The organism is Butyrivibrio fibrisolvens, from assembly GCF_037113525.1.
Classification (GTDB): domain Bacteria; phylum Bacillota; class Clostridia; order Lachnospirales; family Lachnospiraceae; genus Butyrivibrio; species Butyrivibrio fibrisolvens.
This window is the reverse complement of record NZ_CP146963.1, coordinates 588,139-612,243: the sequence shown is the minus strand read 5'-3', so window position 1 is coordinate 612,243 and position 24,105 is coordinate 588,139. Positions and strand designations below refer to the sequence as shown.

Genomic DNA, 24,105 nt, shown 5'->3' with positions numbered 1-24,105 from the left:
AAATAATTAAATCACATTTATGTCGGTAAAACAATCGTTTTTAACCGTCATAAATGTGATTTTTATTATTCATACTTATACATTTGTTGATTTGTTGAATTCATTCTGTAATATTATTCCCAGATTCGCACTCGCTTTTCTTACACCTCAAAATTATAAAAAGTCACATTTTTGTCGGTGATTTAATAGGTTTTTACCGACAATAATGTGACTTTATATACAAATACTATACACTCAAATAACTACAACGCTATCATTCATGCACCGCGCCAATGATCTCGTTTATATCATCAACCTTCTGTTCCTGCATGTACTTATTAATTCCGTCTACAACCTTCTGGGTAGAATACGGATCATGGAAGTTCATCATACCAACAGCAACACCCGTAGCTCCTGCCAGCATGAACTCTATTGCATCCTCACCTGTTGCGATTCCGCCCATTCCAATGATCGGGATCTTAACTGCCTGAGCGCACTGATATACCATGCGCACAGCAACAGGCTTTATAGCAGGGCCTGAAAGTCCGCCTGTCTTATTGGCAAGGACGAATTTCCTCCTGTTAATATCTATCTTCATGCCTGTGATGGTATTTATAAGTGATATAGCATCAGCTCCTGCGCTCTCTGCTGCCCTTGCCATCTCAGCTATATCTGTTACATTAGGCGATAGCTTCATGATTACAGGCTGCTTAGCATGCTTTTTGATCTCACTTGTTATATTGTAGAGAGCATCAGGCCTGGTTCCAAATGCTATACCGCCTTCCTTGACATTAGGACAGGATACGTTGATCTCAAGCATATCAACTTTCTCATCAGAAAGTCTGTCTACTACATTCAGATACTCTTCTTCAGAATGTCCGCATACATTGACGATAATCCTCGTGTCATACTTCTGAAGGAACGGAAGATCTCTTTCTATAAAAACATCTATTCCCGGATTCTGAAGGCCTATTGCATTGAGCATTCCGCTTGCTGTCTCTGCTACTCTTGGAACAGGATTGCCAGGCCAGGGCTTGTCTGCAACGCCCTTAGTCACAACTGCTCCAAGCTTATTAAGATCTACAAATTCTCCGTACTCCTGGCCGGATCCAAAGGTTCCTGATGCAACCATTACCGGATTTTTGAATTCTACACCTGCGATATTTATCTTAGTATTCACATTTTCTCCTATTTCATGCTCTGCATGACTTTTAATAACAATAGTCTTTATGATTATATGCCTATATATACCTTGACTTTACATAGGTAGTATTTAGATATTTATATCTATATACTGATATCATTATTTTTACATGAATTAACCGATATCAGATATCTACATCCTCTGCATCAAATACAGGTCCATCTGTACAGATCCTTGCGTTATTGACATGTGAATGTGCATCTACATCCCTTGTCTTTACAACGCATCCAAGGCAGGCTCCAACGCCGCATGCCATCCTCTCTTCAAGAGAAAGATATGCCTTCATGTTATGCTCTGCAGCATACTTTTTGATTCCTCTAAGCATCGGCATAGGTCCGCAGGTATAGATAACATCACCCTCGATATTCTGTTCATTAAGAGCATCTATTACCGTTCCGTGTGTACCAAGGCTTCCATCATCTGTAGCTATATAAAGCTCAGCATATTTTCTGAATTCATCAGCAAGGAAAGTCTGATCATTCCTGTATCCCATTACTATCTTGATATCTTTAGGACGCTTATCTTCCGGAAGTCTTGTGAGCCTTTTTGCAAGCTCCAAAAGTGGAGGAACGCCGATTCCGCCGCCCATAAGGATCGCAGTCTTACCTGCAGCTTCTTCCATAGGATAGCCATTACCCAGAGGTCCCAGTACATCTACATGATCACCCTCTGTTAATTTTGAAAAAAGATCTGTTCCCTTACCCACAACTCTGTAAACGAGCCTAAGTTCATTTTTTTCCTTACTTACACCGCAGATACTGATAGGGCGAGGAAGGAGTGATGACTTATCATCTGTATAAACTCCAACGAACTGACCGGGAACTGCATCCTCTGTAATCTCTGTTTCAAGTCTCAGATCATATATCCCATCAGCAAGGATCTTCTGAGATATAACTTTTGCACTTACTTTCTTCTTTGCCATAAATACCTACCTTTAGACTGTTTTATATACAACCTTACCACTTGCTATAGTATACTTGATTACCCCCGGCATTGTCTCTCCAATAAATGGAGAATTTACAGCTTTTGATGCAAACTTGTCCGGAACAACCCATTTTTCATCTTTATCAAATATCATAAGATCCGCCGGTGCTCCCTCTTTTACAGCTCCTCCCGGAAGTTCGTATAGCTTAGCTGTAGCAGTGCTCATGCGATCAAGAAGCTCTCTTATCGTCAGATATCCCGGCTCCACAAGTTCTCTAAGTCCCAGGGAAAAAGCTGTCTCAAGCCCTATTATTCCGCTTGGAGCATCCTTAAAATCCTTATCCTTTTCTTCTTTACTATGAGGCGCATGATCTGTTGCTATCATATCGATAGTTCCATCTTTAAGTCCCTCGATTATCGCCATCCTATCATCTTCTTTTCTAAGAGGCGGATTCATCTTGGCAAGGGTACCATGCTCTTTTACCGCTTCATCTGTAAGAGTGAAGTGATGAGGAGTAGCCTCTGCATGGATATTTGCACCTCTTTTCCTTGCCTGTCTTATAAGATCAACAGCCTCTTTGGTGCTTATATGCTGAATCGTAAGCGCGCATCCTGTCTCTTCTGCGATCTTTATGTCTCTTTCAACCATAGATATCTCAGCCATGCGATCAGACCCTGTAAGTCCAAGACTCTCTGCCGCGCTGCCGGAATTTACGCCATTTTCTTTTATATACTTGGGATTTTCTTCGTGAAGACTTATCACTTTATTAAGCCTTGCTGCATTTACGCATGCAGTCTTCATAAGGCTTTCTTCGATTACAGGTTTTCCATCATCTGTAAAAAGGACTGCCCCAGCCTTTATAAGCTCAGGCATATCTGTAAGATCTTTGCCCTCCATACCCATAGTTACGTTACCGCAGACATAAATATGAATTCCTGTGGTACTGCCCTTTTCAAGAGCATATTTAAGAGTATCGACATTATCCATATGAGGGATCGTGTTACCCATCATGATAACGCTTGTGTATCCGCCCTTTGCTGCAGAAGCGGCTCCCGTTATTATGTCCTCTTTGTACGTCTGCCCCGGATCTCTAAAGTGGACGTGACCATCAATGAGACCTGCTGTAACTATAAGGCCGTTTGCATCTATCACGTCATGATCAGATGCAGCTTCTAAACTGCTTTCATCAATAGTTTCACTAATCTTTGATATAATTCCATCATCAGAAACTAGGATATCAGCCTTACCTTCCCAGCCTGATTCAGGGTCCATTACATATCCGTTTTTAATTAAAAGCATGCACGTTCTCCTTGCTATAGCTAACGATTTGACCTACTGTGCTCATCTAAACTATAATAAACCTGCGTCTTGGTTTTGTTAACAATATATCACATAACAAGGCAATGCACGCATTAAAAAGATTAAAAATGTTTATATAGTTTTCCATCAACAAGACATAACAGAAAACAATAAACCAAATAGGAGTTCAAGATGATCAGATTCATTCTTACCGCATTATTTTTATTAGTATTTTTTATAGTATCCATTCCGCTTTATATCATCGAACTTATTATAGGTCTTATCAACAAAGATCTATCAAGAAGAAGTTCTCTTGCTATTGTATCCTGGGCATTCAGAGTTGTAGCCTTCCTTGCAGGCGTTAAGCTTACTGTTAAAGGCGAAGAAAATGTACCCAAGGACGAAGCAGTTCTTTATATCGGTAACCACTTAAGCTATTTCGACGTAGTACTTACCTATTGCAGAGTTCCAAGACCTACAGGTTATATAGCCAAGAAGGAATTCTTAAAGGTTCCTTTCCTTTCCTGGTGGATGCTCTTCCTCGACTGTCTCTTCATGGACAGAAGCGACGTTAAGCAGAGCGCACAGATAATCTTCAGTGCTATCGATAAGATCAAAAGCGGCATTTCAATCTGCATATATCCTGAAGGAACAAGAAGCAAAGACGAAACAACAATCCAGGAATTCCACAAAGGAAGCTTCAAACCTGCGCAACGCACTAACTGCCCTATCGTTCCAATGATTGTCACACATACACGTGACATCTTTGAGAACCACCTTCCATTCCTTAAGTCAACGCATGTAGTCCTCGAATACCTTCCTCCAGTTCGCTTCAGCGACCTCTCTAAGGAAGACCAAAAACAGGTTCATGAGTACTTCAGGAACATGATGCAGGAAGCATATACCAAAAATCTTAATGAAAATTAAATACTAGTTTTGCTTTTAAAACTATTTCACAAAAAGGACATCGCTTAGATAATATGCCTAAGCGATGTCCTTCTTTTTATGTTTGAATATTAGCAACCACCTGCTGATTATCTTCATCAAAGATTATCAGCTTACTTCCAATCCAGTTGAATGATAACTGACCATTTCCATCATACGATAAAGAATAGATTTCCTCCTCACTACCATCTGATAGATTTCTGCGGATCACTTTATCTTTTTTATATAGATAAGCTTTACCATTACTATATCCGATTATCCTTATAGTATTATTTTTAGAATCGTATAGAATCTCACTTTCTCCTGTTTTGTAATCCAAAGAGACAAGTACTTCTTTTTTCAACTCCCCGCCTCTAATGTAATTACACGGGATAATGCCATACATCCCTTCTTTTGTAATCTGTACAATACCAATGACCTTATCGCCTTCTATAGTGAAATAATCAGATAGTCCCGCTTCTTCTCCGCCACAATCCGATAATGCCGTAATTACTCCTGTTGCATCAGCTACTTTATAAGTGAATTCACTACCATTAAATTCTTTACTGATTTCAATTAATGTTCCATTTGCATCCACTTGTCTAACAATACATTCGTGATAACCAATTGAACTTCTAACAACATTTGAAGGATCTATCTCTTGCAAGATTCTGTTTTCAATATAATAATCTTGTGTATGTGCTATTAGTAATACTTTATTGGCAAATGAATCCATACAGACATATAGGTATTCTTCTGATGTCAATAGGTTTTCACATGTATCAGATTTTAAATCGTAACAATAAAAGCTGCTTTCATCACTCCCTTTTTCATGAGTTGTCACTACAAAATAGACCACATTATCATCACCATAAAAGCTTGAAATTTCCTGCTTGTGCGGGTCTGAAACTGCATATATGTCCTGATCCTTTTCTGTAATCAAGTCATAACGCTGTAAACCAGACTTATTAAGCCCATCTCTAACACGTATATAGTGATAAAAAGAATTACATTCTATTTCACCTGGCCCCATTTCGTTAATATATGGAATATATCCACCTGGATATTCTTTATGACATCCTGTAAGAATTAGCACAAGGCACATCATTGAAAGTATTTTTTTTAACATGTCTTCTCCTCTTTCTCTGGTGCGTCAGTGATTGGTGCATCAGAAAGTCCAATAATCATAATTGGTTGGGAATTATCATCATTACCTACAGCTTTTATAGCCTTATCTAATGAATCATATTCAATATATTCATCATCTTCTATATACCCATTACCATTTTTATCCTCAAATTCACCTGCATTATGAACAACATATGTTATATTACCATTTTCGTCTTTTCTTTTTTCAATATTTACATAATGCATACCCTCATTTATATCATCAGCGTTATTATATACTTCAACTATAAACGTATCACTGCCTTTGGAAAATGCTTCAATTTCTTTAGAATTTGTTGTGGTTGTCGTTTGCACTAAATATGGAGTATTATTCTCATAGTATTCAACTATAGCAATAGGTGATGTTCCAAATTTACCGCCCCAAACGCACCCATTTTCCTCAAACTCAGCTATTAACTCCGCAACTTCCTCATTCGATAAATCAATGCCCAAGGAATGATAAGCATTAATTATAGCTATTATTCCGCAACCATTATATTGCATATCAAACTCTTCTTTGTATTCTGCAATTACTTCGCCATCTCCATTTATCAATCCAACCCCCATCTCACCATATTTTACATTAGTCCACATATACTGATTTTCGATATACTGTCCGCTTGTATATACTTTATCTATTTCTTTTAGATTTTGTTTTTTATGATCATCAATATCTTCTTGAGGAATCACAAAATCATCCGTCATATCATCAAGCCATTTTATCAATTCATCATTAGATATATTTTTTGGAATAAAACTGTTAAAATACGATTCTAGTGAAACTTTACCTGTAGACCATGTTTTATCAAATTTGTCTAATGAAATTGGACCTTCGAACGGTAAATCTATATCATTATGATCTACACTATTTTGTTTTTCTGTTCCTATAATACTCTCTCTTTTTTCATGAGTTCTTTTCTCTACCTTCGCGCTCTCTGCCGCTTTCTTATCTATTATGAGTCTTTCTTCTCCTGTAAATCTATATATCTTACTAAAAGCTTGCATTCTTCTAATAGCATCTATTGTCTCCAGATAGATATGTTTAGAAGCTATATCAAAGCTACACTTTGCTTCTCCTTCCATCTCGTCAATCAATTTCTTAATCTGTACACGATACTTTTCTATCATTATAGTCTGACTATTGCTGTAACAATCTAGATTATTTGCAATTTGAAACACCTCTTGAACATCCATGAATATTCTGTTTTTCATTATTATTTCCCCCAATTCTTTTAAAAAATTTTTCTATTATTTATAGAACTATTCCCCTTTAAAACACAGCATAAAAAATTTTAAAAATTATACAATTATTCAAATGGTTTGTGTCCATTTTCTGCCGAAACGTCATTTTTATGAGACGAATGACAATTTTATAGTGTGCATTTTTCAATCAAGCAACACAACAAGTCTGATTCCTCATAATCTATCTACTTTAGATAAAAATAGCAAAAGAGGATACCAATACTGGCATCCTCTTTTTATGTATCTCTCCAAGCTCAAGTGAATCAAGCACCACAAATAATTAATCAACTAACTTCGCTCATATAAAAATATCACTAATACCTTGAGTATTCCTGAGGCGGGCAGTTAATAAATGATTTGATTGTCTTTGAAAAATATATTGAATTCAAGAGCTTGATAGATGGATATTTATATTCCCGCTTAGGGTCCGCATGTCTGAGCGAAGCGAGTTTCGGACCCTGGGAATAGAAATCTCCAGATATCATGCCTTGAATTCAATATATTTTTCATGACAATCAAATCATTTATTAACTGCCCGCCTCAGGAATACTCCAGCGCTGCCATACTTTTATATGTGCGAAATCAGTTACTCCCCTACATGATCGCACTCATAAGTATCAAAAACTCTGCATCCAGTATCGGATCGTATAAGATTCCCTTTCCGCTCCCACTATCCTTGTAGGTATATTCCGTAGTATCCGTCGCAAGATTCGCTCCTTCCGGCCCTCTTCCAAGAAGGAAATGTGCATGATTTTCTATTATCTCAACATATTCCTGGCTGTACAGGATGTGATTAGTTACTGTCAGGCAGCGCATATTACGAAGTATAGTCACGACGTCATCGTAGTTCCCCGTTGAGACCATATAGTCAGATTTCTTGGATGCCACGCTTATAGTCTCAGCCTCACTTATCAATGCTCCCATTATCTTGGAACACACATCTCTGTTAACAGGCTGTGTAGTCTTAAGGTAACATATACCACCCATGAATATGCAGTCCTTCATGATGAAGTCTGATTCAAAAGAGCTGGTCTTAAAATACGTTGTAAGGCCGTTCTCATAAGTCTTTTCCCCAGTCAGTCTGTAAAGCTGCGCTGCTGCGAGAAAAGAAGCATCGTAAGCTCCAAGTGCTCCCATAGAACTTGCTGCTTCATATGCCTTCTTTGAAGCCTTAAGGCATTTCTCGGAAAAAGCCGAATCAATATCCGCATATACATAACTGCACCATGCAAGCGTTGCCGCAAAACTCACTGTAGCTTCCGGCGTGATATCAGTTACCAATACTTCTGCCATGGAAAGATTCTGCCCGGGCTTTGCATTTGTAAGTGCTGATGCATAGACACCGCCCGTTTTAGAATCCTGCATCTTCAAAAGCCATTCGGCTTCATACCTTACCTCATCAAGCATATCCGGAACATCATCGCCGCTTTCAGGTATTCCGCTATCTGTCTTAAATACATCCGGATTCATTTCATAAGCAAGAAGAAGGTTATCGATTATAAGACACCCCGTCTCAACATCCCTGTCAGCGTTAGAATCAAGGTGCCAGCCGCCTGTTATATCAAGTGTTACAGAGCTGTTCGATTCAAGAGTTGCAAGATCTGAGTGACATATACCTCTTGCATCATCTCCTGCATACTCCTGCGTCAGCGCTACTCCGCATCTGTTGAGATAGTACTGCCGCAGTGAACTTTCATAGATAGTGTCATAGACATTATCCCCTATGGCAAAAGAGCATGAATCTCCCATTCCATCTGCGTAGATATAATACTCACCATCTGTCTGGAAGTCTGTAAAATAGCCATTTCCAACATTCCCGTCATCTGGCCACGTTATCGATGCTGTAAAAACTGTTACATCGTCAGATACTCTTTTAATTTCAAATATAGACGGCAAAAGCTCCCTATCCTGTTCTTTCCAGTTGAAAAGAACAAGCTTGGAAGCTCCTGTTCTATAGCCATTCTGGTCCACCAGAATGCAGGGAGATATGCTCTGCACGCTGACTGCTGTAGAAAGAGCCGGATCAGGAGTTACAAGCGCATCCTCTTGTATCGTTTCTGTTATAGGATTTATGGAAGGCGCAGATTCTGCGCATCCCGATACCAAAGCGATACAGGAAATAAGTGCAACACCAGCTGATCCTCTCTTCATATGAGTCCACATACTACAAGCCATCCCCCAGTTATATTATTTGTATATATTATTCAGATCTAATATCCGGGTCTAAAGATCAGATTTTTTGACCTGAATTTTTTTACTGCCTGTTAAAATTGATAAGGCAACCGTCAAGGATGATCTGTCTTTCGTGATCTGTGAGATCTCCAAGAGTAAGTGTGAACTCCCTTGTCTCATCGCCGCTTATAGCTACAGCTTTGATAGTGTCTGCCTTGTCTTCAACTTCTTTTCTTATATCAGGAAGGAAGATGTAGTCAAGGTTCTTGAAAGGAAGATCGCCTTTTTCAATTATAAATGGAAGCATACCCCAGTTAATGAGATTGGAGCGGTAACGTTTTGTAGCATATTCATTAGCTATGTTACCCCATCCGCCAAGTACCTTCTGGCAGGAAGCAGCCTGTTCACGGGCTGATCCGTCACCTGGTTTTACTGCAAAGATAGTAGAACCAAATCCGATACTCTCTACATCCATTTTAACATCTGCGCCGGTCTTTTTGATAGTCTCAATTACCTTTTCAAGTTCAGGAACTGCCTTAGTAGGATCTTCAGATGCTACAAGTGCTGTTTCTGCTTTCTGGATCTCTTTTGCACGTCCTACGTACTCAGGATCTTTTCTTGAAAGGGTGAACTCTGCAAGTCCCTGAGGATTTGATCTGTAAGATGATGTCTCACCTGAAGGAATAAGCTCATCTGTTGTTGTAACAGGATCGTGAATCTCAGATACAACCTTAAGTACAAGATCCTTTGGAAGTGCCTCCATCTTAGGCCAGTCCTTGATGTTAGGTCCGAACTGGATCTGAGCATCCGGATCAGCAACTCCGTGAGAATCAAATACACGGTTCTTATAGATGTTTGCATCAAAGTGATATGTATACTTATTGAATTCTCCATCAAAATCTGTTGCAGGTGTAAGGAAGCCCTTATTAGCTGCTGTAGCTGCGATTGATCTTGCATCCATAAGTGCAACAGAAGAGATCTGTCCGTTCTGAACCTTTGAACCTTCTCTGTTAGGGAAGTTACGTGTTGAATGACGGATCGAGAATGCATTGTTTGCAGGTGTATCTCCTGCGCCAAAGCATGGTCCGCAGAAAGCTGTCTTAAGAACAGTTCCTGTCTCAAGAAGAGATGCTGCAACGCCGTTTTTAAGTAGTTCCATATAGATAGGTGTTGATGCAGGATAGATTGACATAGTGAACTTATCAGCACCAATATACTGGTTCTTCATGATGTCAGCTGCAGCACAGATATTTTCAAATCCGCCGCCTGCACAGCCTGCGATGATACCCTGATCTACAAGGAGCTTACCATCAACGATCTTATCCTTAAGAGAGTACTCGATCTTATCTCCAAATGAAACCTTAGCTCTTTCTTCTGTTTCATGAAGCATCTGCTCAAGGTTTGCATTAACAAAATCTATCTCGTAAGCCATTGAAGGATGGAATGGCATAGCGATCATAGGTCTTATAGTACTAAGATCTACCTTAACTACGCCGTCATAATATGCTACGTCACAAGGTGTGAGCTTCTTATAATCTTCTTTTCTTCCATGGATATCATAGAAATTCTCGATCTCTTCATCTGTCTGCCAGATTGATGAAAGACATGTTGTCTCTGTTGTCATAACATCAACGCCGATACGGAAGTCAGCAGAAAGGCCTGCTACGCCAGGTCCTACAAACTCCATAACCTTGTTCTTAACATAGCCTGACTTGAATACTTCTCCGATGATAGCAAGAGCTACATCCTGAGGTCCAACGCCCTTTACAGGCTCTCCTGTCATATAGATAGCTATAACGCCAGGCATCTTGATATCGTAAGTCTGGCTCAGGAGCTGCTTAACAAGCTCTGGTCCGCCTTCACCCATAGCCATGGTTCCAAGCGCACCATAACGAGTATGTGAATCAGATCCAAGGATCATACCGCCGCCTGTAGCAAGGACTTCTCTTGCAAACTGGTGAATAACAGCCTGATGAGGTGGAACGTACATTCCGCCATACTTCTTGGCTGCTGTAAGACCGAACATGTGGTCGTCTTCATTGATAGTTCCGCCTACTGCACAAAGTGAGTTATGGCAGTTTGTAAGAACATAAGGTATCGGGAACTTTGTAAGTCCTGATGCCCTTGCAGTCTGTATGATTCCAACATATGTAATATCGTGGGATGTAAGTTTGTCGAACTTTATCTGAAGATTCTCCATATTGCCCGAAGTATTGTGGGCTTTGAGAATGCTGTATGCGATAGTTCCTTTTCTGGCTTCTTCTTTGTCCGGAGTCTTACCTGTTTTTGCTGCGACTTCAGAAAGAGCCTGCGCACCATCTTCAATAAGATCTGTACCATTTACAAGATATGCGCCGTTTTTAGTAGTAGTGATCATCTGTACCTCCTGCCATGCAATGATGTCGGGATAAAAAGGTGATATGCCCCAACAGGTTAACATCTTAACAACAATTATACTCGCGCGATATACGTGTATACAATCTCGCTTTTATAAATATACAATCATATGACTTTATAATCAAGTTGCGAAATTAATGTAAAAAATAAGGCCCCTTACAGCCATGTTATAACTGTAAGGGGTCGGTATGATCAAACCTTGATCTTATCAAGATGCCATATGTCCTTGACATACTCTTCAATAGTTCTGTCAGATGAGAACTTACCGCAGCATGCTGTCTGAAGCATAGCCATCTTAGCCCATCCTGCCTTATCTTCATAAGCTTTACGAACTCTTGCCTGAGCATCAGCATATGAATGGAAATCTTTCAGGATAAAATAGGTATCTGCCTTACTTGTATCCTTTGTATTAAGAAGAGAATTCCAAAGTGGTCTGAAAAGCTCTTTATCCTTACTGAATGTTCCGTCAATGAGGCGATCCACAGTTTTCTTGATCACAGCATCTTTAGTATAGATACTCATTGGATCGTAGTCATTTTTCCTCTCATGCTCAATAACTTCATCAGAAGAAAGACCGAAGATAAAGGCATTCTTCTCTCCAACTTCCTTGACTATCTCTACATTAGCACCGTCCATGGTACCGATAGTAACAGCGCCATTAAGCATCATCTTCATATTACCTGTTCCTGATGCCTCTCTACTTGCAGTAGAGATCTGCTCTGAAACATCTGCTGCCGCAAAGATAAGCTCAGCATTCGATACCCTGTAATCTTCTATGAATACAACCTTTATACGGCCATCTACATCAGGATCATCATTAACAACATCTGCTACAGAATTAATAAGCTTAATGGTAAGCTTTGCTATCCTATAACCTGCTGCTGCCTTTGCTCCAAAGATGAAGGTCTGCTTTGGCATATCGAACTTCGGATCTGTCTTGATCTTATCGTAAAGGTATATTACATGAAGTATATTAAGGAGCTGACGCTTATACTCATGGAGTCTCTTTACCTGACAGTCATAAATGGAATCAGGATCGATCTGAATACCATTGTGCTGCAGAATATACCTTGCAAGACGCTCCTTGTTCTTTTTCTTGATCGCCATGAATTCCTTCTGGGCTTTAGCAGTATCGGCTGACTTCTTAAGACCGCTAAGAACTGTAAGGTCTGTAATCCAGCCGTCGCCAACCTTCTTGGTACACCAGTTTGCAAGAAGAGGATTTGCATGCATAAGGAATCTTCTCTGAGTGATACCATTAGTCTTGTTATTGAACTTCTCAGGCATCATCTCATAGAAATCCTTTAATTCTCTCTTTTCAAGGATCTCAGTATGAAGCTTTGCAACACCGTTAACTGAATGGCTTCCTACGATAGCAAGGTGAGCCATTCGTACCTGGTTATCATAAAGGATAGCCATCTTACGGATCTTTTCATCAATGCTTACCTTCGGATCGTTTGAGTATCTGTTTACTATTTCTATATTAAATCTTCTATTGATTTCCTCAACGATCTGATATATACGAGGAAGAAGTCTCTGGAAAAGATCCTGAGGCCACTTCTCAAGAGCTTCAGCCATGATAGTATGGTTAGTATAACAGCATGTCTTAGTTGTTATATCCCATGCTTCATCCCACTCAAGATAATAATCATCCATTAAAACTCTCATGAGCTCAGCTACAGCAACTGTAGGATGAGTATCATTGAGCTGGAATACATTCTTCTCGTAGAACTTTTTGATGTCATCATGATTCTTAAGGTATTTCTGAACAGCAGTCTGAACAGATGCAGATATAAAGAAATACTGCTGTTTGAGTCTTAGCTCTTTGCCCGCTATATGATTGTCATTAGGATACAATACTTCACATATCTGCTTGGCAAGGTTCTCCTGCTCTACAGCCTTCTGATAATCGCCCTTATCAAAAGAGTCAAGCTGGAAATTGTTAATAGGCTCAGCATCCCAGATACGAAGAGTATCAACAACATCGTTACCATATCCAAGCACTGGAAGATCATACGGGATTGCCTTAACAGCCTGATAATCTTCCTGTTTGAACATAGTCCTTCCGTTCTCGTCCTGATACATCTTTACATATCCGCCGAACTTGATCTCCTTGGCATATTCCTGACGACGAAGCTCAAACGGGTTACCGTTAGCAAGCCAGTCATCCGGCTTTTCCACCTGATATCCATCATGTATCTCCTGACGGAACATACCGTATTTATAACGGATTCCGCATCCGTAAGCCACGTAATTAAGTGAAGCCAGTGAATCAAGAAAGCATGCTGCAAGTCTTCCAAGACCACCATTACCAAGAGCCGGATCCGGTTCCTGATCTTCGATCAGGTTAAGATCTACGCCAAGCTCATCCATAACTTCACCAACACCTTCATAAGCACGAAGGTTAATGAGGTTATTACCAAAAGCTCTTCCCATCAGGAATTCCATGGACATATAGTACACGATCTTGGGATCCTGTTCTTCCAGAGCCTTCTGCGTATCCATCCAGTAATCGATTATCTGGTCTTTGATCGCAAGGCTGGCCGCCTGATATATCTGTTGGGGAGTTGCTTCTTCTAAAGTTCTGCGATAGAGAGTTTTGATATTGTATAAGACACTACGTTTAAATAATTCCTTGTCAAAAGCTGACCTGGACTTAATTTTAGCCATACGTATACCTCCGGGATATAAAAATATGAATAAATACAAAAAGTAATGTTTTTGGGGAAAATTTATATATATTGTACTTCATTTTTGGTAAAAATGGCAAATGTTTGTATGAAGGTGGTCGCGTCAGGAATGTGGCAAATATGATCATAAGCCTCATGTGAAAATAACCTTGAGTTTTCTAAGGATCTTATCCGCTATCGTGAACACGCTGTACTAACGCTCCTAAGATCCTAAGAAAACTCAAGAGCATTTTCAAAATCGGCTTATGATCATATTTGCCACATTCCTGATTCTACTATTTAGCTTACATACAATGCTTAAAAGCTACACTACTATTAGTGCTAAGAAATGTTATTAATAAACGCACATACCAAAAGATATATCGGTTGTATCAATTTAATTTATTAGCTATTGAGGACCAAAAATGCAGCGAGGTTACCTCGCTTTTCTCCTGTTGTTCTATGTGAAAAGATATAGTCAGGATTGCAATGAGAGCAGATATCTGTAATGGATATATTATAAGTTTTAACGCCTGCATCAATGAGAGTTCTCCTTATTGCCTCCCATAGATTAAGCTGATATTTACTGCCTGCTTTTTTATATAGAATAACAGGAGTTTCTTCTCTGTTTCTTTTGATAATTGAAGATGTATTTTCTACCTTTTCAATAGAATTATTATTATAAATTTCCAAAGGATTATCGCTATTTTCAAAATCTGAGATATATTCCGGTATATCTTCAATTTCAAACTCTTCGATAAACTTTTCAGCTACGTCACTACTCACTTCATAGCAGTCCACGCATATAGATGGTCCTATAGCACAGACAAGATCTGATGGATCAGTTCCGAATTCCCTTGTCATGGCTTCAACAGTTCTTGCGCCAATCCTTCCTACAGTACCTTTCCAGCCTGAATGAGACAGGCCTATAGCTTTATGAACCGGATCTACAAAATAGATCGGAGGGCAGTCTGCATGGAAGGTTGTGAGTATGATTCCGGGTTCATTTGTGATCATTCCATCAACATCTACATAGTTTCTGTCTTTGCATACGCCTTTACCCATATCATCTTTTGTTATACGCATAACATTAGTTGTATGGGTTTGAAATGTTGTAACAAAATGCTCAAGAGTCCTTCCATAGCCCAGTATCTGAGCCATTCTTCTATAGTTCTCTTCTACGTCTTCTTTTACATCGCCTCTGGTGAAGCTAAAGTTAGTGGCACTATAATAACCTTTTGATGCGCCGCCTATTCTAGTGCTAAAAGAATGGCTTACAATTCCTGTAGCATCAAGCGCGGGGAAAGTAAGATACTCCATTCCGTTTTCATGTATATGCTGTTTCATTATGGGCTCTTGCCCTTTTCTAACTATTTTTTCCATATATATTTCTCCTATCAGACTATTAAAACACATATTCGCAGTATCTCAAAATCTTAGATACTCTTTATTTCTATTCGTTATTCTATTAATCGCCTCATCAAAAAAGCAATCATATGCAAGACAATAACAACCATTGAGAAGCGAACCCTTGATAAATACTGTATATTCGACATAACAATAGCAAAACTATATATGGGAGGACAATATGAAAATACGCAAATTATTATCTTCAGTTCTTGTAGTAGCGCTTCTTACGGGGTGTCAGGGCGCATCTACATCAAGCCCCGATAGCAATACAGCATCTTCTGATGTAATTGCTTCAGATTCTGGAACAGGCACTAGTACATCAACTGAAGCTGGAACTGACGCTTCTACACCTACAGCTTCAAACACTGATGTATCCGTATCTGATACTACAGACCTTACAGGCGAAGTTGTGCCGCTCAAGGATCTGTGCACAGATTATTTCAGTCTTGGAGTTGGAATAAACGGAAGTACTCTTGAAAACCAGACACTAGGCATTCCTGAATACATGGAGATGTGCAAGACTCACTTTAACAGCTGCACCATGACTAATCTTATGAAGAGTTGCTATATCCTTGATCAGTTCGGTTCTCAGGATAATCTTAAAAATGGTAATGAAGAGCCCGCTCTTAACTTTGCATCCATCGATCCTACCCTTGAATGGTGCAAGGAAAACGGCATGAAGATGAGAGGTCACACTCTTGTATGGCACACTCAGGCTCCCGGCTGGTTCTTTAGAGAAGGTTATACAGATGACGGTGAATATGTAGATAAAGATACAATGCTTCTTAGAATGGAAAGCTATATAAAGCAGCTTGTAACCCATTGTCAGGACGAATATCCCGGAGTTATCTATTGCTGGGATGTTGTAAATGAAGCTGTAGAACCTGACGCTTACGATCCTGACAGCTATTTCATGTGCAGAACCATGTGCGGACAGGATCCAAACCCATGGTACGATACTATCGGTGAAGATTATGTAGAGATGGCATTCACCTATGCAAGAAAATATGTAACAGATGGTGCTAAACTCTTCTACAACGACTACAATACCTACCAGTCTCCTAAGACTCAGGCCATCTATGATCTGTGCAGTCATCTCAAGGAAAAAGGTCTTATCGATGGCATCGGAATGCAGGGATACTGGGGAATCGACTATCCAAATGATACTATGATCAAAGCTGCTATCACCAAGTTTGCTGAACTTGATCTTGAGATTCAGGTAACAGAGCTTTCTATCGGAGTTGAAACAGAAACAGATGAGCAGTTTGAAAAGCAGGCAAAGAGATACGGTGAAGTATTCAAGCTCCTTATGGATATGGATACACAGTCAGGCGGACCTGCCAATATCACTAACGTAACCCTCTTTGGTCTTGTAGATCACTACAGAGAAGGCGATACTACCAACACTCGTATCTTCAACAAAGACTATGAACCAAAACCGGCTTACTTCGCGATCAAGGAAACAATGGAAAGCTATAAATAATCTGTAAATAATTCAAGGGGCTTAAAAAGCCCCTTGTTTTTAGTAAACAATATTTTCACTTCCTGTAGTATATTCCAGGACGATCGGATCCTGAGTATAGGTCATCTTTTCATCAGAATAAGCTATCCCAAGGATCGTGAATTTCTTATCCTTGTCTTCTTCAGCCATCTTAACTTCCAGCTTATGCTTAGCTACTTCCTGTGAATCATAAACAACTTCTATATAACTGTTATTCCAGGCATCAAACTTATTTCCATCAAGGGTAGCCACAAGCTCGCCATCTACATAAATTTCTGCTTTCCCGTATTCATCACTGATTGATTTTTTGTAATCAAAGAGAATATTCTTGCAGGTAACTTCTAATACAAATGGCTCATTACTACCTCCATCATGCGACCAGTTATAAGGAAATGTAACTTCGCCGTTTCTGACAAGGGCATGAACCTGAGTATCAGTCAGCGAGAAACTTCCCGCTTTAACCTTAGCGCCATTTGAATTCTTGCTACTTACAAGCTTCATATTAATGAAATCAGGTGAATAGAAGTATGTGCCTGGTACAGGAGCTATAGACCTTGTTGCAGTTCCTGCTGTGACCGCATCATCAACTTCATTCACAAGATTCATCAGTATATCAGCCATGATCTTGTGACCAAGAGCTGTCGGATGATAATCATCACTAAAGTATAATTCGTTATTAAGATCCCCTGATTCAAAAGCTGCTGCAGTACCGTCCTTAGCGCTTACCATAGGTGTTCCGTACAGATCCCCAACCGGTTTGTAGAGATCTTCAAGATTCCATCTGGACTTAAATACAGCAAACATCTGTACTACTGCAGTCTCATCATCTTTTTCCAGAATCTGTCTTATAAGGCTTTCATATGCGCGTCCGCATGTAGGATCCTCCTGGTCATTGACCGAAAACTCAACGACTACAAGATCAGGAGTCTTGGAGCACTTTTTGGTAACGTCCCTGTCATATCTTAGGGCTCCGATAGCAGAGGATGTCCCGCCTACTCCGGCATTGACATATTCTATCTTGGCTTTAGGATATTTCTCTGTCAGAGAAGCTATAAACTGATCGCCATAAGACTGTGCAGGATCCAGGACTCCGCCGCCCTCTGTTACAGAGCCGCCTATAAATGCTATAGTAACTTTTTTGCCCTTCTGAAGTTTTCTTATGAAGTTTTCAAATCTTCCATTGGTACCTGTCGAAAGAAGTCCTGACTTAATAGCCTCCTGGTACCACTCTTGTTCGTATAAAATAGCATCAGACGATGCAGTAGCCGTTTCATACATAGGCACCGAGCCAGCTGCATTGCCATTATCCGCTGCAAATCTGGCATCTGCTTTTTGTGCGTTAAAGCCTGCCATACATACCATGTTAAGTGCCAGTAACAACCCTATTGTTCTTTTATTCATTTGCCATGCCTTCCATTATCTTGTTTTCATAAATCTAAAGATTTTTCATCCTCATGCCATATATTTTTTCATCTACGTAATCTCCTTAAAGTCTATATCGTACAATTCTTTAAATTTATCAAGAATCATCAACAATACCTGGATTGAAATCGCCAGACAAAGAAGAGTTTAAAACTAACTCTCTAACATAACCCCCAAAAAACAAAAAAGGATGCTTCTTACATCATCAATGTAAAAAGCATCCTTTTATTATTTAAATAAGATTTTTAAGAATCAGTGAATAAGCCTTACTATCAAACTCTCTTAACACCAATCTTGCAGCTCTCGCCGTTGATATCCCAATCCTTAGCACTGTCAAGATCCTGATCATAAGAGATAGAATCTGCAAGTACCTTAGTTGAAAGGGCTACTTCATCAGCCTTAACTGCTGCTGCAACCTTGTCAGAACCAGTAAGTGATACTACGATTCTGTCCATAACTTCGAATCCTGAATCCTTACGCATTGTCTGGATCTTGGAGATAACTTCTGCTACAAGACCTTCGCTAACAAGCTCTTCTGTAAGGTTAGTATCAAGAACTACTGTGATACCCCAGTCTTCCTGGCTCATGAAGCCTTCCTTCTGAGTCATGTCGATAAGGAGATCTTCCTTAGTAAGTTCAACAGCTTCTCCGCCTACTTCAAACTTGATAGATCCGTCTGCATTAAGTGTATCCATAGCTGCGTTTCCATCAAGTTCAGCAAGATACTGCTTGATACCGCCAAGCATCTTACCATACTTAGGACCTACTGTCTTAAGCTGTGGCTTGAAAGTATAGCTTGTAAAGTCACGTACGTCATCTGTGAATGTAACAGTCTTAACGTTAAGCTCATCTCTTACGATATCCTGATAGAAGTCGCTAAGAGCCTTGCCCTGTTCAGCACTGTTCTTAACATACATCTGTCCGAGTGGCTGACGGTTCTTCATGTTGCAGGCATTTCTGCAAGCACGGCCGAGTACTACTATATCAAGAACCTCTTCCATATCCTCTTCAAGCTTTTTATCAACATATTCTGCATTTACTACAGGATAATCGCAAAGGTGGATTGACTCAGGAGCATCCTTGAAGTTCTCTCTGACAAGATTCTGATAGATCTCTTCTGTCATGAAAGGAACCATAGGAGCTGCTGCCTTACAGATCTCTACAAGACATGTATAAAGTGTCATGTAAGCTGAGATCTTATCCTGCTCCATTCCCTTAGCCCAGAAACGCTCACGGCTACGACGAACATACCAGTTAGACAGATCGTCAACGAACTTATCCATAGCCTTAGCTGCTTCAGGAATTCTGTAATTTTCAAGGTTCTTGTCAGCTTCCTCGATTGTTGAGTAAAGACGTGACAGAATCCACTTATCCATTACTGTAAGCTTATCTTTTTCAAGCTTATAGTTAGATGCATCAAATCCATCGATGTTTGCATACAGTACGAAGAATGCATATGTGTTCCAAAGTGTTCCAAGGAACTTACGCTGTCCTTCCTGGACTGCCTTACCATAGAATCTTGAAGGAAGCCATGGAGCGGAGTTTGTATAGAAGTACCATCTGATAGCATCTGCGCCGTACTGATTAAGTGCTTCCATAGGATCTACAGCATTACCCTTGGACTTACTCATCTTCTGTCCGTTCTCATCCTGTACAAGACCAAGAACGATAACGTTCTTAAATGCAGGCTTATTGAAAAGAAGTGTAGCCTCTGCATGAAGTGAATAGAACCATCCACGAGTCTGGTCTACTGCTTCGGAGATGAACTGTGCAGGGAACTGCTGCTCGAAAAGCTCTTTGTTTTCAAAAGGATAGTGAAGCTCAGCATATGGAGCAGCACCTGAATCGAACCAGCAGTCGATAACTTCAGGAACACGCTTCATAGAGCCGCCACATTCCTCACACTTGATGAAGTAGTTATCAACGTAAGGACGGTGAAGCTCAGTTGTAAGAGCTGACTCATCTCCTGAAAGCTCAGCAAGCTCTTTCTTAGAACCAACAGCGATCTTCTTGCCACAGTCAGGGCATTCCCAGATGTTAAGAGGTGTTCCCCAATATCTGTCACGGGATACAGCCCAGTCCTGAATGTTCTCAAGCCACTTACCGAATCTTCCTTCGCCGATTGACTCAGGGATCCAGTTGATCTCTTTATTATTTCTTACAAGGTCATCCTTGATATCTGTAACTTTGATAAACCATGACTCACGAGCATAGTAGATAAGAGGAGTATCACATCTCCAGCAGTGAGGATAGTCATGCTCAGCCTTAGGTGATGAGAAGAGGATTCCTCTTTCTGCAAGATCCTTAAGTACTTCAGGATCTGCTGATACAGCACCCTGCTCTACTTCCTTGGCTGTAGGCTTGCAGCGCATACCTGCAAACTTGCCTGTCTCAGGCTTAAGACGACCACTTGCATCTACCATCTGTACAAATGGAGCATCATACTTACGACCAACTCTGGCATCATCATCACCAAATGCAGGAGCGATATGTACGATACCAGTACCATCTTCCATAGTTACATAGTTATCGCAATATACGAAGAATGCCTTCTTGTGCTGCTTGTCTGTTTCAGCCTTAGCGCACTCATACAAAGGCTCATATTCCTTGTACTCGAGGTCTTTACCCTTGTAAGTTTCAAGAACTTCATAAGCAGGCTTTCCATCAGGATTAACCTTCTCATCCTTAGCAAGAGGTCCAATTACCTTATCAAGAAGTGCAGATGCCATATAGTATGTATTGCCATCAACACACTTAACCTTAGCGTACTCTTCATCAGGGTTTACACACAGGCCGATGTTTGAAGGAAGTGTCCATGGTGTTGTTGTCCATGCAAGGAAGTAAGCATCTTCACCAGATACCTTAAAACGTACAACAGCTGTACGATCCTTGATAACCTTATATCCCTGAGCAACCTCATGAGATGAAAGAGGAGTTCCGCATGAAGGACAGTAAGGAACAACCTTAAATCCCTTATAAAGAAGACCCTTGTTCCAGATCTCTTTAAGAGCCCACCACTCTGACTCGATATAATCGTCATAATATGTTACATAAGGGTTATCCATGTCAGCCCAGAAACCAACCTTGCCTGAGAACTGCTCCCACATTCCCTTATATGTCCATACAGACTCTTTACACTTCTTGATGAAAGGCTCGATACCGTACTCTTCGATCTGATCCTTGCCTTCGATACCAATTTCCTTCTCAACCTCAAGCTCAACAGGAAGACCATGTGTATCCCAACCTGCTTTACGTGGAACCTGATATCCCTTCATAGTTCTGTAACGAGGGATCATATCCTTAATGGCACGTGTCAGAACATGTCCGATATGAGGCTTACCATTAGCTGTTGGCGGGCCATCATAGAACATGTAAATTTCATTGCCATCTTTTTCTGAAACACTCTTGTTGAAGATATCATTTTCTTTCCAGAAATCAACGACCTGCGCTTCGCGATCTACGAAGTTCATGCTGTTATCAACCTTCTTATACATCTCTTAGCTCCTTCTTTTTGAAAATAAATAAAGCTCCCATCCTTGTAAAAAGGACGAGAGCTATTAATCAGCTTCGTTATACCACCTGTTTACACATACGCGCCGTATTAAAAAATACAGTTGAATATGGCTCTTAATAACGGGAAGATACCGGCTTGGCCTACTGATATTACCTTCAGCCTCGCAGCTCAGAAGTGATTTTCACGTAATGCTTACTGGGTCTGCCTTGCACCAACCGGCAGTTCTCTGAAACTTTTGGGCAATTCGCTACTGTCTTCGTCACAGCTTTTTGTTTATTTGCATTTAACTATAAATCTATCAGGGGCATATTGTCAAGCGGATAGATCATTTTACGTAACTATTCACTCGCAATGCAAACAACTGATATTCACTAAAAAATATCAGTAGCAGTCAGCACATAAGTGCCGGCTGCTACCTTTAATGAGTAAGAATTATAATTATTCGTCTTCTTTAGACTCTTCTTCTGCTTCTTCCTCAGTTGACTCTTCTTCAGTTGCCTCTTCTTCAGTTGTTTCTTCAGTAGTATCTTCCTCTGTACCTTCTTCAGAAGTGCCTGTTGTAGAATCATCTGATCCTGATGAGCTGCTTGAGCCTGACTTAGTCTCACCTGCAAGAACCCACTTGAAGTTGAAGTATGATGAATAGTAAGATACATCATCCTCAAGGTCAGATGTTGCCTCATATCCATACATTCCATATACACGATAACCATCCTTGAAATTGTGGCTAAGGTAGTCATAGTTGTATGTGCTGTAGTCAATCTTATCTGTCATAAGATTTCCATCGCCATCAAGAACAAGACCATCAATTTCTACTACGTAGTAGTAAGAATACTCTTCCTTACCATATGCAAGTGTGATCTTGTAAGTTACGTAAGCGCGGAAGTCATAATAGCTGTCTTCCTTAGGCTCACCAACATACATTCCATAATATTCAACATTACCAAGTGTTACTTCACCATCATCTGTTAATCCAGTTCCGATATCATCAGAAGTAAATACAAGTTCCTGATCTTCGATATAGTCCTGAATCTGACCAAGAATATTATCATCGATCTGATCAGCCTTTGTTATAGCTACAGGAAGTCCTTCTACTGTAAAGTCCTTAGATACAGCTGTTGGCATAGCACCATATGTCTGAATGAAGTTCGCGATATACTCTTCATCTGACTGAGTATCATCATACTTGATTGTGATTGTTATAACATCACCATTATCAAGATCCTGTAAAGTATCGTAATCATAATTGAATGAGTAATCATAATCTTTATAATACTCATTTGTTACATTTGAGTAATCTAAAGATGCATATGCATCAGGAGCTGTACCACTGTATGTTATCTCGAGTCCTTCGAAAGGATCGAATGTAGGAACAGCCTCAAGGCCCTTAACTTCAAATGTGATTCCATCTGTTGTTGTCTTAATATTAAGATCCTCAAGGAGCTCATCAGCGTCATGCTTGAACTTAACAGTAACCTTGTCACCGTTTGAAAGCTTCTCTGTCTTATCAAGTGAAACAGACTCTAAGTACTCAGCGATAAGTTTCTTGGCATTCTTATCCTTCATGTCCTTATCTTTGCCGTGATACTTGATCTTGTCTTCATAATCACTCTTGAACTTCTTAGTATCAAACTCAACTGTTGCTGTACCAAGTGTGTCATAACCTTCAAATGATACTTTTACATAATCCTTAAGTTCTACTTCGATAGGACGGGAATTGAGATAGAATAAAACTCCGCCTACTGCTGCAGCTGCTAAAATGATGAGAATGATGATAGGAATAAGAATCTTCTTGATTCCGCCCTTCTTCTTACCGCCACCTGCTGGTGTTGCTGCCGGATCAGGTACGCCTGCATAAATATTGTCAAAAGAAGCACCCTGACCGCCTGCTGGCTGTCCGAAATTGTTCTGGAAATTGTCCTGAACGCCGCTCTGAGCAAAATTATTTGCTGCAAATGTCTGGCTCTCAGGAAGAATTACTTTTGTTCCGCATTCGCTACAAAAGAGAGTACCCTCTTGTAACTCTGCGCCGCAATTAGTGCATTTCATTTAATATCCCTCCCTAAAATGCTACGTAAAATAGTTTATGCGCTGCAATAAAAGTTTTCATAGATTGTTCTTATTATCCACAGACGCTGAACATTATATCATAGTAAACTAATATTGAAAACCCGTCATTTTGACGTTTCATCGTACAAAAATGTCGTTCTGTCAAACTCGTCATTTAAGGGGATTTATATATAAAAATAATAACCAGATAAAGCGCTTCTTAACCTTATT

Annotated in this window: 14 protein-coding genes; 2 read left to right on the top strand and 12 right to left on the bottom strand. The window is 40.0% G+C overall.

Going from position 1 to position 24,105, the window contains the following annotated elements:
* Window positions 1-253 precede the first annotated feature (253 nt).
* From WAA20_RS02425 to WAA20_RS02415, 3 genes are all read right to left on the bottom strand, one after another.
* A complete protein-coding gene (locus WAA20_RS02425) occupies window positions 254-1,159 on the bottom strand; it encodes a dihydroorotate dehydrogenase (RefSeq protein WP_027207350.1) in 906 nt (301 codons plus the stop codon).
* 148 nt (window positions 1,160-1,307) lie between these two features.
* Entirely contained in the window at window positions 1,308-2,105 is a 798-nt protein-coding gene (locus tag WAA20_RS02420; RefSeq protein WP_073389084.1) for a dihydroorotate dehydrogenase electron transfer subunit, read from the bottom strand.
* A gap of 12 nt (window positions 2,106-2,117) precedes the next feature.
* Window positions 2,118-3,407, bottom strand: a complete 1,290-nt coding sequence (locus tag WAA20_RS02415; RefSeq protein ID WP_073389082.1) for a dihydroorotase — start codon at window positions 3,405-3,407, stop codon at window positions 2,118-2,120.
* 192 nt (window positions 3,408-3,599) lie between these two features.
* Here WAA20_RS02415 and WAA20_RS02410 point away from each other — a divergent pair, with 192 nt between their 5' ends.
* On the top strand, window positions 3,600-4,334 hold the full coding sequence (locus WAA20_RS02410; protein WP_073389081.1) for a 1-acyl-sn-glycerol-3-phosphate acyltransferase: 735 nt from the start codon (window positions 3,600-3,602) through the stop codon (window positions 4,332-4,334).
* Window positions 4,335-4,410: 76 nt separating this feature from the next.
* Here WAA20_RS02410 and WAA20_RS02405 read toward each other — a convergent pair whose 3' ends face one another.
* The 6 genes from WAA20_RS02405 to pgeF all read right to left on the bottom strand — a co-directional run bounded on the left by WAA20_RS02405 (window position 4,411) and on the right by pgeF (window position 15,361).
* Entirely contained in the window at window positions 4,411-5,460 is a 1,050-nt protein-coding gene (locus tag WAA20_RS02405; protein WP_073389079.1) for a hypothetical protein, read from the bottom strand.
* On the bottom strand, window positions 5,454-6,710 hold the full coding sequence (locus WAA20_RS02400) for a hypothetical protein (protein WP_073389078.1): 1,257 nt from the start codon (window positions 6,708-6,710) through the stop codon (window positions 5,454-5,456). The genes WAA20_RS02405 and WAA20_RS02400 overlap by 7 nt, the downstream gene beginning before the upstream one ends.
* Window positions 6,711-7,334: 624 nt before the next feature.
* On the bottom strand, window positions 7,335-8,891 hold the full coding sequence (locus tag WAA20_RS02395; protein ID WP_167562741.1) for a glycoside hydrolase family 9 protein: 1,557 nt from the start codon (window positions 8,889-8,891) through the stop codon (window positions 7,335-7,337).
* A gap of 103 nt (window positions 8,892-8,994) precedes the next feature.
* Window positions 8,995-11,289 carry a hydratase gene (locus WAA20_RS02390; RefSeq protein WP_073389075.1) on the bottom strand — a complete coding sequence of 765 codons (2,295 nt, stop codon included), beginning with the start codon at window positions 11,287-11,289 and terminating at the stop codon, window positions 8,995-8,997.
* A gap of 212 nt (window positions 11,290-11,501) precedes the next feature.
* Window positions 11,502-13,979, bottom strand: coding sequence for a glycogen/starch/alpha-glucan phosphorylase (locus tag WAA20_RS02385; RefSeq protein WP_073389073.1), 2,478 nt, complete (start codon window positions 13,977-13,979; stop codon window positions 11,502-11,504).
* A 404-nt stretch (window positions 13,980-14,383) separates the two neighbouring features.
* Window positions 14,384-15,361, bottom strand: coding sequence for a peptidoglycan editing factor PgeF (gene pgeF, locus WAA20_RS02380; RefSeq protein WP_073389072.1), 978 nt, complete (start codon window positions 15,359-15,361; stop codon window positions 14,384-14,386).
* Window positions 15,362-15,566: 205 nt separating this feature from the next.
* On the opposite strand from pgeF, the gene WAA20_RS02375 reads away from it, so the two are divergent.
* A complete protein-coding gene (locus WAA20_RS02375; RefSeq protein WP_073389070.1) occupies window positions 15,567-16,871 on the top strand; it encodes an endo-1,4-beta-xylanase in 1,305 nt (434 codons plus the stop codon).
* 39 nt (window positions 16,872-16,910) lie between these two features.
* Here WAA20_RS02375 and WAA20_RS02370 read toward each other — a convergent pair whose 3' ends face one another.
* The 3 genes from WAA20_RS02370 to WAA20_RS02360 all read right to left on the bottom strand — a co-directional run bounded on the left by WAA20_RS02370 (window position 16,911) and on the right by WAA20_RS02360 (window position 23,874).
* Window positions 16,911-18,290 (bottom strand): SGNH/GDSL hydrolase family protein, encoded by a 1,380-nt coding sequence (locus WAA20_RS02370; protein ID WP_073389069.1) that lies wholly within the window; start codon window positions 18,288-18,290, stop codon window positions 16,911-16,913.
* Window positions 18,291-18,583: 293 nt separating this feature from the next.
* On the bottom strand, window positions 18,584-21,805 hold the full coding sequence (gene ileS / locus WAA20_RS02365; protein ID WP_073389067.1) for an isoleucine--tRNA ligase: 3,222 nt from the start codon (window positions 21,803-21,805) through the stop codon (window positions 18,584-18,586).
* Window positions 21,806-22,263: 458 nt separating this feature from the next.
* Window positions 22,264-23,874 carry a zinc ribbon domain-containing protein gene (locus tag WAA20_RS02360; protein WP_073389066.1) on the bottom strand — a complete coding sequence of 537 codons (1,611 nt, stop codon included), beginning with the start codon at window positions 23,872-23,874 and terminating at the stop codon, window positions 22,264-22,266.
* Window positions 23,875-24,105: the final 231 nt, after the last annotated feature.